Source organism: Pedobacter indicus, from assembly GCF_003449035.1.
Lineage (GTDB): Bacteria > Bacteroidota > Bacteroidia > Sphingobacteriales > Sphingobacteriaceae > Albibacterium > Albibacterium indicum.
On record NZ_QRGB01000001.1, the window covers coordinates 884,216 to 898,904 of the forward strand.

A 14,689-nucleotide genomic window follows, 5' to 3' on the forward strand; every position below is an offset into this window, starting at 1 on the left:
TATTTTATTTGATAATGATTTTATAAAGCCTATTGAAAGGCTGTCTTGAATTAAAACTAAAAACGAACGATTACAGTACTGCGTAAATATCTGACTCACGCATGATTAAATACTCTTGTCCCTCATAGGTTATCTCAGTACCTGCATATTTACCATAAAGAATTTCATCACCAACTTTAACCGTTAGTGGCTCATCAACTTTACCCGTACCAACGGCCACAACAGTGCCACGTTGAGGCTTTTCTTTCGCCGTGTCCGGAATGTAAATTCCTGAAGCTGTTTTTTCTTCTGCAGGAGCGGCTTCTACCACCACTCTGTCTCCGATAGGTTTAATGCTTAATGCCATAATTATTCTATTAAATTTTTAGTGTTAATACTTTTATTAAGTTTAAAAAGAAGTATTCAGTAACTATGCCAAAGTGATTTCTGTGGATAAAGTGACACCTCTTATGTAAAAATGTCAGCATTCGCCAATAAAAAAGGGATAACTTGATTGTCATCCCTTTTTATGTTCTTCTAATATCTCTTAATTTGCAGTATCCGCCGGACTCTCCGGTAAGGCTGGTGTTGTTGTGTTCAGGTCAGGCGCCGGTGCAGTTGGTACACTCGTCGGCTGTATCTGGTCTCCTAAACCGGAACCACTTCCAGCACCTCCACCTAAAGGCATTGTTACGTTTATTAATAGAGAAATTACCATGATGGCAATGACCAATACCCAAGTTCCTTTTTCTAAAATATCTCCCGTGCGCTTAACGCCCATCAGGTTATTTGACCCTGCGAATTGAGAAGCTAAACCTCCTCCCTTTGGATTTTGTATCAATACAAAAAACACCAACAAAGCGCAGGCGATGATAATCAGGGTAATAAATAAGTAAAACATTGTATGATTATTAATTTAATTTTTTATTAAGCAGCTCAATTTGCCCCGCAAAATAAAGACTTTTTTCGGGATATTTCAAACTTAATTTTTTATAAGTGTCGATAGCCTTATGATAAAGACCCTGTTCTGCATAAATTTTTGCCAAGGTTTCCGATACAAAGCCAGATTCATCCTCAGCACTTTTCCTCGCTTTATTTTCCAAATTGATTTTTTCTGCTGAAGGAGGGCGTATCTGGGGCTCTTCTTTGATAAATCGCTCAATAATCGGATCTTCTTTTCTAGGCACCTGAAATGGTTTTGCCTTTCCGCCAAACTGCTCACTAAGTTTTGTCTCCGGGTTTTGCAAGTTAAATATATGCTCACGTATCTGCTGGTCGAGCGGGTTGCCAGCTTCATCCGTTTCCCCAACCTCTTTTTCATTTGAACCGCTTGATGCATATGGCTGGTTAGATTCAGCATATTCAGTTCGGGTTTTGTTTAACCACCACACATAGGAATAAGGCATCCATTCGTCATAATAGCGACTGGGAGTATTCGGTTCTGCTCCCCTCTCATTATTAATAGACATGCGTTGGTCAACAGCATTTTTGGATTGCAGTAATACCTCTGACGGAGCTACGATGGTCTTTGGAGTTTGAGTTTGAGCCTGATTCTCATCTTCATGAGAAGAAATCCCTGAATCCGGTTGATAGACAAATTCACGGTACTTTTCCGTATCTGAACTGAATATTACCGCTTTTTGGTATCGCTCTTTTGCGTCATGCTCACCATTAGCGACCCCCAGTCGAGCATATAAAAACCAAAGAGCGTTAACATAGGGGTACTGGTCAATAAGTTTTTTGACATCCTTGGAGTCGGCCGATTCGGGCTTACTCAAAGACGATTGAAAAAGTTTTTGTATCGCTGTATTTTCTCCCATTTTATCTCTGCTTGATTTTATCTCCTAGGTTACCAGTTAGCAAATGCACGATTAAAAATGTCTTCCGTAAGCATATCATTGATATTTTTAATGAGCTGAGGCTCTTGTGCTTGAATCGGCCCAGCTGTGGTGGAGAAATCTTCAAATCTACTGAAAGATTGTTCAAAATCTAACTTGGGGTCTAATCGGTTCTTATAGGTAACCGTGACCGTGATGGTGAGCCTATTGAGCCCAGCCCGATCGTTACCCTGCACAGCCGTCGGTGTAATGCTATAACCGGTTATCCTGCCTTCAAAGGCTGCGTCTGCGTCTGCACGAACCATACTCAAGCGAGATTGATTTCTGATCCGCGTTTTTAACGCCTCCGTAAACTCCTGACTTAGGTAGGTGACCACAATGGGGGCTGTATTCTCAAAAAAATCTACACTTACCGTACTCATTTCAGCAGGTATAGACGCCCCGGTAAAGCTGTACATACCACATGAAAGGTGTGAACCCATAACGATGCAGCACAATACAAAAATTTGTTTAAACTTCTTAAAAGGCTTTAGGCACATTAGTTTAAATTTAAATCTTTAATCTTTCGATAGAGGGTCCGTTCAGATATTCCCAATTCTTGTGCAGCTAATTTGCGTTTCCCTTTATGTTTCTTTAGTGCTTTTTTAATCAAGTCAGACTCTTTGTCGACTAGCGACAGCGACTCTTCAATCTCCTCAGCCTCTTCCATCATATTAAGATCTTCTTCCCTCTCAGCTTTGGGTTGATGTATCGTTAATGTCGATGCCGAAGGTAATTCGCCGTGTGGATGCGCCGTATCTCGATACAGCTGGTTGATATAAGGTGAATGTTCATCAATGGTCGATGCATTTACGCCATTATTCACAATACCCACAACCAGCTTCTTTAACTCCATCATGTCTTTCTTCATATCAAAGAGAACCTTGTACAAAAGGTCTCTTTCTGAAAAATCATCCCCCTTGTTCTTATCCAAAGTCGTAGGCAATGTGCTCCTTTCATCCGTGGGCAAATATTTTCTCAGCGCGTCTGCGTTTACCACCCTGTCCTTTTCTAACACAGCAACCTGCTCCGCTATATTTTTCAACTGCCTTACATTTCCAGGCCAGCTATACTGCACTAATAAAGCTTGTGCCTCGTCAGTTAGCTGTACATTCGGACTACGGTATTTAAATGTAAAATCTGAAATAAACTTTCGGAATAAAAGATGAATGTCTTCTTTTCTTTCTCTTAATGAAGGTATTTTTAAAGGAACTGTATTTAATCGGTAGTAGAGATCCTCACGGAATTTTCCTTTTTCCACCGCGTTAAATACATCCACATTCGTAGCAGCAATAACCCGCACATCCGTCTTTTGCACCTTTGATGAACCTACGCGGATATATTCTCCCGACTCCAGAACCCGCAGCAAGCGCGCCTGTGTATTCAAGGGGAGTTCCCCAACTTCATCTAGAAAAATTGTCCCTTCGTTGACCACCTCAAAATAACCCTTCCTCGCCTCATGAGCACCCGTAAAGGAGCCCTTTTCATGTCCAAAAAGTTCCGAATCGATTGTTCCTTCGGGAATGGCTCCACAATTGACTGCAATAAAAGTACCGTGTTTTCTTGCACTTAATTGGTGAATAATGTGAGAAAATACTTCCTTCCCACTACCACTTTCTCCGGTAATCAACACCGAAATATCTGTGGGAGCCACCTGTCGGGCAACATCGATCGCTCGGTTCAACAAAGGGGAGTTCCCAATGATACCAAACCTATTTTTAATATCTTGTATATCCATTTTTGACTATTCTATAATTCGTCCAATCAGTGTAGCTGAAGTACAGGTTTCGCCAATCACATCTACGTAATCTCCAATTTTATAACGATCATCAACCGGGAAAACAACCATTGCATTCTGGTCATTTCTGCCACAATAATCTTGATCTGATTTCTTTGAATAGCCCTCGATTAAAATTCGATGTACTTTCCCTATCTGGTTCTCAAGACGGAATAAGCTATGCCCACGCTGCTTATTAACAATCTCCGTTAATCGGCGTTTCTTCACATCTTCAGGTACATCATCTTCATAGCGTTTTGCCGCTAAAGTACCGGGCCGTTCGCTGTATGTGAACATATAAGCATAATCATATTTTACCAGATCCATCATCGATAGCGTATCTTCATGCTCTTCCTCTGTTTCCGTGCAGAAGCCAGCTATCATATCGGTAGAAATACCACAATCTGGAATAATTCGACGAATCGCATTGATACGGTCTATATACCATTCCCGGCTATATGTTCTATTCATCAACTCCAACACACGGGAATTTCCAGATTGAACGGGTAGGTGAATGTATTTACAAATATTCGGATATTTCGCTATGGTATAAAGAACCTCGTCGGTAATATCTTTGGGGTGTGACGTAGAAAAACGTACCCTCAACAAAGGATCGACTTCAGCAACCAACGCCAAAAGCGCTGCGAAGTTTATGGTCTCGCCTTTTTCTTCATCCTGGTATTTATAGGAGTCGACATTCTGTCCAAGTAAGGTAACCTCTCGGTAACCTGCATCGAATAAATCCTGAGCCTCCTTAACGATCGATTGCGGATCCCGACTTCGTTCACGACCGCGCGTAAATGGAACAACACAAAAAGAACACATGTTGTCGCAACCGCGCATAATCGATATGAACGCCGTTATGCCATTCGAATTCAAGCGAACCGGACTGATGTCAGCGTAAGTTTCCTCTCGAGAAAGGAGCACATTAACTGACTTGCTTCCTTCATCTACTTTAGCAATTAAATTAGGTAAATCACGGTATGCATCAGGCCCTACCACTAGGTCAACTAACTTCTCTTCTTCCAGAAATTTAGATTTTAGACGTTCAGCCATACAGCCCAAAACCCCTACGATCATGCCCGGGTTCTCGCGTTTAGCCCGTTTAAAATCTGCTAAACGCGTACGAACACGTTGTTCTGCATTCTCCCGGATTGAACAGGTATTGATAAACACGACATCTGCTTCGTTATAATACCCTGTCGTCTCGAAACCATTATCCAATAAAATTGATGCTACAATCTCACTATCAGAAAAGTTCATCTGGCACCCATAGCTTTCAATGTAAAGCTTTCGGCTTGCTTTGCCTGATTCTTTTTTTAAAAGAAGCGCTTCGCCTTGGCGAGCTTCATTATGTACTTTTGATTGGATAGGTGATTCAAACATTGCTTTTTATTTCAAAGAGCAAAGATAAGAAAAAATGATAGAAATGACAGTTTGTCAGGTAACGATTATTTTATTTTAGCGATTTAGCCAACTATTCAGTCTTTTGCTTGTTGAAAGATAAAAATGCAAAAAAGACACACAGCGATATTAAGAGACTGAACGTGTTTTAATTGTAAGTCGTCTAATAGGATTATATGGATAAGAAAACGACTCAAACATCAAAAAATAAAACTTGGAAAAAAATAGCGATCTGGGTAGGGTCGGTCATGGTCGTTATCGTATTGGCTCTCGTGATCGGTGGCATCATTTTGCAAAATAGTATGCCTGAAAAATTAAAAGCCCGCGTCAATAAGGAAACCGAAGGTGTCTATCAGCTTGATTTTGCTAACATGAATGTGAGTTTATTGAGAGGTTCAATCAGACTGGACAGTGTTAAGCTAAGTCCTGACACCGTAGCTTATTTTGATTTGTCGGATTCAAGCCGTTCGGCTAACTTGTTCGATGTAAACATGAGCTCGTTGTCAATTTCGGGGGTCAAGGTACTTAAGCTTCTCTTCCAAAAAGATCTGCAGTTATCTTCAATTACTATCAGTAAGCCTGATGTTCTTGTTATGAGCATGCAGGATACCGTAAAACAAGAGGAAACTGAGCAGACTTTGTATGAGAAGATACCAGATTTTTTTAAAGATACTGATATTCGGCTCATTCGTGTTCAAGAACTTTCCTTTGTAGAACAGCAAGGTGCTGACACCACAACGCGTAGTGGTCAGTTATCCGGCTTATCGTTCGCACTTGAATCGATACGTATCGATTCATTACGGAGTGCTGATACAAGTGCTTTTTGGTTTTGTGATGATGTTAAAATCGATAGTCGGAACTTTAAGTATGCGTCGGCAGATGGAATGTATATATTTGACATTGCAGACATTAAAGCGTCGTTAAAAGACGGATTTTTAGATGTCAGCAACTTCAAGCTTACACCACAATATCCCGAGATCGAATTTTCTCAGAAATTGGGAACAGAAGGGGATCGATATCATATAGTCGTGGAAAAAATTAAGGCTCGTCAGATCAAATTTAAAGACCTTGAAATAGATAATATCCTAAGAATTGCCAGTTTAAGTCTAGAGAACGCAGAGCTGAGGATTTTTAATAATAAACTGTTGCCCGAGAGTGGTAAAATTAAGGCCGAGAATTTCCCGAATCTCGCAATGAAGCGCTTGGGCTTGCCGACGACAGTCGATACGCTCCTGATGAAAAACTTTGCTGTATATTATAAAGAAATGGGTCCTAAATCAAAAAAGCCGGGAACTGTTTTCTTCACTAACCTCTACGGGACACTCAAAAATGTTACCAACGATAGTGCTCGGTGGGCGACTGATTCATGGTGTCGGTCAGACTTTCAGACCAATTTTATGGGCAAAGTTCCACTAAAGGTTAATCTGAATCTTAATATGGCCGATGAGGCAGGTGAATTCAATTACAAAGGTTCTCTTGGAAAAGCGAACGCCAAATTATTTAATGAATTTGCTGAACCTTTGGCCATGGCAAGAATTGAGAAAGGCGTGATTAACCAAGTGACTTTTTCGATCAACGCAAACCGCTACGGCTCTTCGGGTACCGTACAGGCTCTTTATGACAATATGGAGATCAGCCTTCTTGATAAAGACGGTAACGTATTAAAAAAGAAAGGTTTCCTTTCGTTCCTGGCAAACTCGCTGATCGTAAAGAATAGTAACCCGCGCAAAAAGGGTGAAGAACCGATCTCCGCTGAGATATCACATTTGCATCCACAGGACAAATCATTTTTTAATTTGATGTGGAAGAGCATATATGCAGGATTAAAAGTAAATTTAGGCGTTCCTGATTTATAACAAACTATATGAATAGAGCTTTAAAAATTATCCTCGCGATTTTCTTGTTTATCGTGATTGTCATCTTAGCTGGGTCCTGGTATCTGAGTAAACACTGGAGGCCTATTCTGAGTGAACGCTTACAGGTCTTGGTTAGCTCTTCGTCTGATAGTTTGTATAGTTTGAGTTATGATGATCTGGAATTTAGCTGGTACCGAGGCTATGCATCATTAACAAATGTCTCGTTAAAGCCCAATAAAGAAGTATTTGAACGCCTGAAAGCAGCGGGCACAGCCCCTGATAATCAATATTCAATCCAAGTGGGGCTCGTTGAAGTTAAAAACTTTCACCCTGCAAGATTATACAAGCAGCGCAAACTGAACATCAATGATATCATATTGGTAGATCCTGTGGTTTCCGTTATCAATGAAACAATGCCCAAACAAGACACCGTTGAGGCTGAAGACCAGCGTACACTGTACCAAAAAATATCGAAATTATTAACAGAGGTTCGGGTAGACAATTTCGATGTGAATAACCTCACTCTGACGTATCAAAACAATAATACGGAAGATAGCACCACCACCCGTTTGAAAAACGTGAATATCAATGTGAATGATATCTTGTTAGATTCGCTTTCTGGTAAGGATACCTCTCGTATCTATTACTCCAAAGGAGTACATTTTAAAATGAATAATTATCGTATCGCAACACGCGATAGCCTATACCATATCAACATATCAGATATCGATTTTTCTACGTCGAAAAAAGAGTTTCTTGTGGGCCATATTGAACTGGAGCCGCGGTATGGGAAAGATGAATTTTATGAAAAAGCGAATAAGCCGACCGAGCGTTTCGATATCGCATTTGATTCACTATTATTTCAAGGCGTTGATGTACCCCGTTTGCTTGAGTCGCAGCAGTTCCGGGCATCTAAAATCAGTATTGCCAAAGGGGATATGGAGGTGGCAGCGAACACCAATTATCCCAAACCGGCAACAGATAAAAGAGGAAAAGACCCTCATCAACAGATCCTTAAATTAGCCTGGAACATCGGCATTGATACGGTTTCAATCGCGAACACCAATATTGTTTATGAAGAGCTCAGTAAGGTCACGCAGCAAAAAGGTAAAATTTCTTTTAATAACACAGATATCCGTTTGGTAAATGTCACCAATGACTCGAGCCGACTGAGCCGCTCGCCTCACCTCACGGCGGATATCCAAAGTAAGTTCATGAATGCTGCCCCATTGACCGTACACTTTGATTTTGACATGTCGTCCGAAATAGGTGCTTTTCAGTACCGTGGCAAATTGGGTGCTATGAACGGCCGGGTATTAAATCAAGTTTTGAAACCTTTGGCGCAAATTGAAATCACGACAGCGGACATCCGGTCGCTAGCATTTAATTTCAAAATTGACCAAAACAAATCCGTAGGAACCGTAGATTTTCGTTACGACAATTTGAAAGTCAAGTTGCTAATGCTCGAAGACGAAGGGGCACTGATCTCTAAAAGAAAACTAGCTTCGACCCTAGCTACCACCGTTATTATTAACAGCGGCAACCCCGACGGGATAGGTAAATACACGAAAGGGAATGTTTATTATAACCGTCCTCAGTCTTATGCATTCTTTAAAATTATCTGGAAAAGCCTTTTTCAGGGTATTAAAACCAGCGCTGGCGTTAGTCAGGAGCGAGAAGCTAAATTGAAAAACACAGCTGTTGAAACAAAACGCGCAGCCAAAAAAGTAGGCTCCTTCTTCAAGAAAGTATTTAAAAAGAAAGATAAAGAATAGAACAGGAATCCGAAGAACAGAATGAATTTAGTGCTTAATCAAGCACTAAATTCCAGCCAAATTCATCTTCAATGCGACCGTAACGCAGGTCATTTAAGTAAGCCAGTACCTTGTTCGAGAATTCCCGCGTGGCCGGATCACTTAACTTATAAATCTGTCCGTTATAGCCGATCTCTGCAATGGGGGTTAAGGTAGCTGCCGTACCCGCTGCAAATGCCTCCGTAACAGAACCATTTTCAATCCCCTGAATAAGTTCCTCAATAGAAACTTTTCTCGATTCAGTTTTCATTCCCCATTTCTTTGCAATATCCATAATGCTCAATCGGGTAATTCCTCGTAAGATTGTTTCTGACGAAGGTGTGATCAGCGTATCGTTCATAATAAAAAGAAGATTGGCTGTGCCAGCCTCTTCGACATACGCGTGTTCTTTAGCGTCTGTCCAGATTAATTGGTCAAAACCTTCTTTTTGTGCCAACCGGGTTGGATGAAGCGATAAAGCATAGTTTCCAGCATTTTTAGAAAACCCTACACCGCCTTCAGCCGCTCTTGTAAAATGCGTTTCTACTTTAATTCGCAACGGTTTGTTATAATAGGCGCCAACAGGGCTCGTTATAATCAAAAACTTATAATTAGCAGAAGGATGTACGCCCAAAGCTGCTTCCGTTGCAAACATATACGGACGGATATAAAGTGAAGTATTCGGCGTTTTCGGCACCCATTCCTTATCCGTACGGATAAGTTCTTTCATTCCTTCTATAAAGATTTCTTCCGGCACCTCAGGCATTTCAAGTCGTGCAGCCGACTTGTTAAAACGAATATAATTTTGATCAGGACGAAAGATGCTGATCTGTCCATTTTCCAGTCGATACGCTTTAACCCCTTCAAATATCGCTTGTCCGTAATGCAAAGCAGAAGCAGCTGGGCTCAGAGATAAGTTCTGATACGGGACGACCTTCACACTCTCCCAGCTACCGTTGTTGTATTCAGCCAACAACATATGATCTGACATAATTTTTCCGAAATTCAGATTTTCAAAATCTACTTGAGCCAAACGCGAATTCTGGGTTTGCTCAACGGCGATAGAATGCACTTTTTCCACGACAAACGTTATTTAATTATTTATGTGCAATTTACAAAAAAAAGAAATAACTAATCTTTAGCATTCGTGCTTTTTAAGTTTTTAGCAATATATACGTACTTTTGGCTTGTCTAGCAAATCATTTTATTGACAAACACGAGATACAATGAATAAAAAAGCAATATTATCCTTGTTATTGGCATTGCCTTTTTCCTCTTTTGCCCAACAAGGCTTCACTATCAACGGAAAGATAAAAAGCCTTTCTGCACCTGCTAAGGTTTTTCTTCTTTACTCAAATAACGATGAACATGTAACTGATTCAGCTACAATTGAAAATGGCACGTTCGTATTTTCCGGAACGGTCAGTGAGCCGGTTTCTGCAACCTTGGCTGTCGATCCGACAGGAGCTGGAATTGATCAGCTGCGGAATCCGGATCGTACTACTCTTTACTTGGAAGAGGGGTCCATAACCTTGGAGGCTGATAGTTTGGCGAGTGACGCTGAGTTAGGAGGGACTCCGTTAAACGAAGATCAAAATAAATTAAACAAAAGTCTCCAGGGAGTGAAGGCCAAGCGTCAGCAGTTTCTAGCTGATTATGCCGCTGCAACGGATGAAGAGAAAAAAGATCCTGCTTTTGGTGAAAAGATGAACGCCCGCTATGAGCAGATTGAAGACGAAAAGAATGAGGTACTGAAAGAGTTTATCCAAGCAACCCCCAGTTCCCTATTAAGTCTAGAAGCTTTAATTGATTATGCTGGTTACGTGCCAGAATTTTCCGAAATAGACCCGATTTTCAATACGTTGTCGCCAGAGCTACAACAACATAAAAAAGGTATTGCCTTTCGTGAGCGTCTGGATATCGCCAAAAAGGTTTCGATAGGAGCTGTCGCGCCAGATTTTACACAAAACGACCCAGACGGCAATCCCATTTCCCTTTCTTCGTTTCAGGGGAAGTATGTTCTAATTGATTTCTGGGCCAGTTGGTGTGGCCCATGCCGTCAGGAAAACCCCAACGTAGTTGCGGCATATCATAAATTTAAGGATAAGAACTTTACCGTATTGGGCGTTTCCTTAGATCGTGAATCGGGTAGAGAGGCATGGTTAAAAGCAATCGAAGACGACAGCTTAGAGTGGACTCAAGTATCTGATCTGAAGTTTTGGGAAAACGAAGCTGCCGTGTTATATGGAGTGCGCGCAATTCCTCAAAACTTTTTAATCGATCCATCCGGGAAAATTATCCAAAAGAATCTGCGGGGCGAAGAATTGCACACCCGTTTAGAGGAGCTTCTTAACTAGGTCTTAACCAATTTCTGGTTTCTTTAAATTCAGGGCTCTTAATAGAGAACCCTGAATTTAATCGTATGCTCGACTGACTTCAACTCTTTCAAAACAATTTTATCGTACTTCCTGCTGATGTCCGTGATAACATACCCCAATCCTTTTTTTGTCATTAAGAACTGTGCGACAATATTGATGTCATGATCTCTTAAAATACCGTTAATCCGTGCCATAATGCCCGGAACGTTTTCATGGATATGGATCAGTCTGTGCGAATCGTTTTTCTGTGGTACGTTCAGATTAGGGAAGTTACGACTCATCATCGTATCACCATTGTTAATAAAATTGGCCATTCGCCTGGGAATGAAGTCCGCGTTTTTCCATTTATTCTTTTTGTCGTCAAACAATACAATACCATGTTGTCGGCAAAAATCCCGATCAATATGGCCTTTGCTGTTTCCCAGGTACCCAATGGTTTTTAAGCGCGCAGCAGATTGGATCATATCGTCGCTGAGATTTAAACCATCCTCAAGCAACAGCATTCCCGCTTCTTTTAAATCTGCGTCATCCAGGTCTTTTGCGGTGACTGTATTAAATCCGTCTTTTTTGAAAAAGCTAAGTGCATGTTTGGGAATCGAACCCACAAGGACACACAGTATCCTGTTCTTCGGATAGGAGATAGCACGCGGAAGCTGATTAATGTACAGGAATTCATCAAAATTGGGTGCTATATGGTCTGCTTTTGCAGAGACCGATTCGCGGCGGATGTTTTCAGTAAACGCATAAAACTTCTCGATCATCCCAGATTCCTTCAATTGGAAATCGGAGTACCCATCTCCTATTCCGTGAATCTCACCCTTTAACTTAAGCTGTTTAAGGAGCTTTACTTTTCCACCCTCTTCCGATAGAGGGTTCTCAGCATCGAAACCAATAATATTACCATTGACATCAAAAAGAAATGTATTAGCAAAAACATTTTCTTCTGTTATATGATAATTCCGAACTACCGGATAAATGAATTCTTTAAAACCGCCGGATACAATCAGGACATCATCGGCGTTTTCTTTGAAAAAGGCTTTGTTTCTGGAAAAGGAAGCAGAAACCTTTTTCTTTAGTCTTTTAATGAGCAGTTCCAAGTGATCCTTATTTGCATGCAACAGCTGAAGGCGTCTGTTCAAGCTATCGCGAAAGGAAAGCTTACCTTCCATAGCCAAATTGGTCAACGATTCAATTTCATCAAGATAGCGTTGTTTGTTTGGGTTGTTTTTAAGGGATATCTTGGCTAATTCATCCAATGCCTCTACTTGGGTAAAAGTACTGTCAAAATCAATGATGTAACTTGTTTTCATGTAATATGGATTGATAGTAAACCATTATTCCGCTATGTCACGAAGTGTCTCTTTCAATGGTTTAAATGTGTACTGCAAGGTTTTAACAATTTTATCGTTGCTATATTTATTTTTCTTTCGGGCTGATCTAACGAGTTCTTTCGTTAGTTTTGACTTGCTCAGTTTAAGCAAACGAAGGATACTCTGTGTTCGCCAGGCAATGCCAAGCATCAATCGGTTTGCCGGAGTTTCAGGTGGTGTAATCTTGCGGATCTCTGCATATTGTTCGAAGAGCTCTTGATAGCTTATATTGACACTGTTGATCAAAAAATTAGTGCCATTGATCTGATCGTCATTCATTAACCTGATCATAATATCAACAAGGTCATGCACATCCACAAAGCCCGTACTGCCCGTTGGGTAAAATTTTAAGCCTTTCTCAAGTTGCGAAAAGATCTGGCCACTATTCTCCCGATCATCCGCACCTAATACAATAGAAGGGTTGATGATCACAGCATTCAAGCCTTCCGCCATTCCCCTCCAGACTTCACGCTCTGACTCAAATTTCGATATGCTGTAAGCGGATTTGTTTTTGTTCCACTCCCATTTACTGCTTTCGGTAATCAGTACATCATCCCTTTCTTCACCCAACGCCGCAACTGAACTGACATGGAGCAGTCGCGCTTTCCGGTGGAGACAAAGATTGACAATGTGCGTGGTGCCTTCTACGTTGACTTTCTCTAAGGCTGCTTTGTCCTTGCTGTCAAAAGATACAAGACCCGCGCAATGGTATACTTGCGAGACATTATTAAACACATCTTCCAACGAGAAGTAATCGGTTATATCGGCGTCAAACCAAAATAGATTTTTCTTGTAAAGTAGCCTTTCGGGTATGGTAGAGTGTTTCCGTTTAATCGCCAAAACAGAGCTGCCTTTTAGCAATAATTTTTCAATCAGAAGAGAGCCTATAAAACCTGTTCCGCCCGTTACTAGAATCACGTTACTATTTTTGAAAAATCAATTCAATTTATTATTCGCTTTCAAAAGTAAGCTATTAAATGGATATTTGCAGGAATTATCTGTGATAGCCTACTATATAATACTATTTAAACATCCATATGTCTCTAATCGATTTTTTCAGTCCGGTCAATAGCGAGGAAATATTAGCCGAAACAGATTTGTTCAGATCACAGTATGGCAAGATACTAGATATTTACGATCAAGAGTTTCCGAAGCTAGATGATGCGGACATCGCAATTATTGGGGTGATGGATGATCGCAGGGCTTTCAATAATAAAGGCTGCGCCGAAGCCCCGGATGCCTTTCGGAAACAGTTCTACAAATTGCACCAAGGAGGGTATCGAACCAAGATCGTTGATTTGGGTAATATTAAGCGCGGGCATTCGGTAACGGATACCTATGTTGCTCTACAAACCGTTACTACAGAATTGATAAAAAAGAATATTGTACCGGTAATTATTGGAGGAGGGCAGGATTTGACCTACGCCCAATACCTTGCATACGAGAAATTAGAGCAACGGGTTGACCTCGTCGTTGTCGATTCATCCTTCGATCTTCAGGAAGATGTTGAAGATATGGCAGATACAACATCCCGGTCTTATCTGAATAAGGTGATGCTTCATCAGCCGAACTATCTTTTTAATTTCAGCAATATCGGATATCAAACCTACTTTGTAAATCAAGAGAGCCTGGATGTATTTGAAAAGCTTTATTTTGATGTTTATCGCCTCGGAACATTTTCCGGAAAAATTGAACAGGCCGAACCGGTTCTCCGCAATGCCGATATGATTAGTTTTGACATGGGGGCTATCCGGTCTTCAGACGCTTCTGCAAACGGGAATGCAACCCCAAATGGATTCTATGGCGAAGAGGCCTGTCAAATCTGCCGCTACGCAGGCATGAGTGATAAGCTCACATCCATTGGATTTTATGAGTTTAATCCCGACCTTGACAAAAACGGACAAACCGCAATTTTGCTCTCGCAAATGATTTGGTACTTCATCGAAGGGTACTATCATCGGAAGAAGGATTTTCCGCTTCAGCCCAAATCCTCTTATATCATTTATCACACCGCTTTAAAGGCAGATGATCACGAGGTGGTATTTGTGAAAAGTAAAAAGTCAGATCGCTGGTGGATGCAGGTACCTTATCCGAATACCAAGTCGGTTAACGAGCGCTACCACTTAGTGCCTTGCAGCTATCAGGATTATCAAACAGCAATTGACGGTGAGATGCCCGATTTATGGTGGCGAACCTATCAGAAATTAACCTTTTAATCAAATAATATCATTGAAGAGATTGCTTAAATCATCGAA

Annotated in this window: 13 protein-coding genes; 4 read left to right on the forward strand and 9 right to left on the reverse strand. The window is 40.9% G+C overall.

Annotation, left to right across the window (positions count from 1 at the left end; genetic code table 11):
* Positions 1-70 precede the first annotated feature (70 nt).
* The 6 genes from groES to miaB all read right to left on the reverse strand — a co-directional run bounded on the left by groES (position 71) and on the right by miaB (position 5,019).
* The gene (gene groES, locus D3P12_RS04110; protein ID WP_118193809.1) at positions 71-346 is read right to left on the reverse strand and encodes a co-chaperone GroES; all 276 of its coding nucleotides are present in this window, start codon (positions 344-346) and stop codon (positions 71-73) included.
* A 180-nt stretch (positions 347-526) separates the two neighbouring features.
* The gene (secG, locus tag D3P12_RS04115; protein WP_118193810.1) at positions 527-880 is read right to left on the reverse strand and encodes a preprotein translocase subunit SecG; all 354 of its coding nucleotides are present in this window, start codon (positions 878-880) and stop codon (positions 527-529) included.
* 10 nt (positions 881-890) lie between these two features.
* Positions 891-1,799 carry a hypothetical protein gene (locus D3P12_RS04120; RefSeq protein ID WP_118193811.1) on the reverse strand — a complete coding sequence of 303 codons (909 nt, stop codon included), beginning with the start codon at positions 1,797-1,799 and terminating at the stop codon, positions 891-893.
* Between the two features lie 29 nt (positions 1,800-1,828).
* Positions 1,829-2,299, reverse strand: coding sequence for an LptE family protein (locus D3P12_RS04125; RefSeq protein ID WP_245977383.1), 471 nt, complete (start codon positions 2,297-2,299; stop codon positions 1,829-1,831).
* A gap of 56 nt (positions 2,300-2,355) precedes the next feature.
* Positions 2,356-3,594, reverse strand: a complete 1,239-nt coding sequence (locus D3P12_RS04130; protein WP_118193813.1) for a sigma 54-interacting transcriptional regulator — start codon at positions 3,592-3,594, stop codon at positions 2,356-2,358.
* A gap of 6 nt (positions 3,595-3,600) precedes the next feature.
* A complete protein-coding gene (gene miaB, locus D3P12_RS04135) occupies positions 3,601-5,019 on the reverse strand; it encodes a tRNA (N6-isopentenyl adenosine(37)-C2)-methylthiotransferase MiaB (RefSeq protein WP_118193814.1) in 1,419 nt (472 codons plus the stop codon).
* Positions 5,020-5,213: 194 nt separating this feature from the next.
* On the opposite strand from miaB, the gene D3P12_RS04140 reads away from it, so the two are divergent.
* The gene (locus tag D3P12_RS04140; protein ID WP_118193815.1) at positions 5,214-6,893 is read left to right on the forward strand and encodes an AsmA family protein; all 1,680 of its coding nucleotides are present in this window, start codon (positions 5,214-5,216) and stop codon (positions 6,891-6,893) included.
* An 8-nt stretch (positions 6,894-6,901) separates the two neighbouring features.
* Positions 6,902-8,668, forward strand: coding sequence for an AsmA family protein (locus D3P12_RS04145; RefSeq protein WP_118193816.1), 1,767 nt, complete (start codon positions 6,902-6,904; stop codon positions 8,666-8,668).
* A gap of 34 nt (positions 8,669-8,702) precedes the next feature.
* On the opposite strand, the gene D3P12_RS04150 is transcribed toward D3P12_RS04145, so the two are convergent.
* Positions 8,703-9,767, reverse strand: coding sequence for a branched-chain amino acid aminotransferase (locus D3P12_RS04150; RefSeq protein ID WP_118193817.1), 1,065 nt, complete (start codon positions 9,765-9,767; stop codon positions 8,703-8,705).
* Between the two features lie 145 nt (positions 9,768-9,912).
* Here D3P12_RS04150 and D3P12_RS04155 point away from each other — a divergent pair, with 145 nt between their 5' ends.
* Positions 9,913-11,043, forward strand: a complete 1,131-nt coding sequence (locus D3P12_RS04155; RefSeq protein WP_118193818.1) for a TlpA disulfide reductase family protein — start codon at positions 9,913-9,915, stop codon at positions 11,041-11,043.
* Between the two features lie 38 nt (positions 11,044-11,081).
* Here D3P12_RS04155 and D3P12_RS04160 read toward each other — a convergent pair whose 3' ends face one another.
* Positions 11,082-12,374 carry an HAD-IB family phosphatase gene (locus D3P12_RS04160; RefSeq protein ID WP_118193819.1) on the reverse strand — a complete coding sequence of 431 codons (1,293 nt, stop codon included), beginning with the start codon at positions 12,372-12,374 and terminating at the stop codon, positions 11,082-11,084.
* A gap of 24 nt (positions 12,375-12,398) precedes the next feature.
* Positions 12,399-13,352, reverse strand: a complete 954-nt coding sequence (locus D3P12_RS04165; protein ID WP_118193820.1) for an NAD-dependent epimerase/dehydratase family protein — start codon at positions 13,350-13,352, stop codon at positions 12,399-12,401.
* A gap of 119 nt (positions 13,353-13,471) precedes the next feature.
* Between D3P12_RS04165 and D3P12_RS04170 the strand changes: the two genes are divergently transcribed.
* Positions 13,472-14,650 (forward strand): formimidoylglutamase, encoded by a 1,179-nt coding sequence (locus tag D3P12_RS04170; RefSeq protein ID WP_118193821.1) that lies wholly within the window; start codon positions 13,472-13,474, stop codon positions 14,648-14,650.
* The last annotated feature ends 39 nt before the right edge of the window (positions 14,651-14,689 follow it).

What these genes read in the sequence shown, in the direction of transcription:
- groES (WP_118193809.1), bottom strand. Translation starts at nt 346, where the DNA reads ATGGCATTAAGCATTAAACCTATCGGAGACAGAGTGGTGGTAGAAGCC.
- secG (WP_118193810.1), bottom strand. Translation starts at nt 880, where the DNA reads ATGTTTTACTTATTTATTACCCTGATTATCATCGCCTGCGCTTTGTTG.
- D3P12_RS04120 (WP_118193811.1), bottom strand. Translation starts at nt 1,799, where the DNA reads ATGGGAGAAAATACAGCGATACAAAAACTTTTTCAATCGTCTTTGAGT.
- D3P12_RS04125 (WP_245977383.1), bottom strand. Translation starts at nt 2,299, where the DNA reads ATGGGTTCACACCTTTCATGTGGTATGTACAGCTTTACCGGGGCGTCT.
- D3P12_RS04130 (WP_118193813.1), bottom strand. Translation starts at nt 3,594, where the DNA reads ATGGATATACAAGATATTAAAAATAGGTTTGGTATCATTGGGAACTCC.
- miaB (WP_118193814.1), bottom strand. Translation starts at nt 5,019, where the DNA reads ATGTTTGAATCACCTATCCAATCAAAAGTACATAATGAAGCTCGCCAA.
- D3P12_RS04140 (WP_118193815.1), top strand. Translation starts at nt 5,214, where the DNA reads ATGGATAAGAAAACGACTCAAACATCAAAAAATAAAACTTGGAAAAAA.
- D3P12_RS04145 (WP_118193816.1), top strand. Translation starts at nt 6,902, where the DNA reads ATGAATAGAGCTTTAAAAATTATCCTCGCGATTTTCTTGTTTATCGTG.
- D3P12_RS04155 (WP_118193818.1), top strand. Translation starts at nt 9,913, where the DNA reads ATGAATAAAAAAGCAATATTATCCTTGTTATTGGCATTGCCTTTTTCC.
- D3P12_RS04160 (WP_118193819.1), bottom strand. Translation starts at nt 12,374, where the DNA reads ATGAAAACAAGTTACATCATTGATTTTGACAGTACTTTTACCCAAGTA.
- D3P12_RS04170 (WP_118193821.1), top strand. Translation starts at nt 13,472, where the DNA reads ATGTCTCTAATCGATTTTTTCAGTCCGGTCAATAGCGAGGAAATATTA.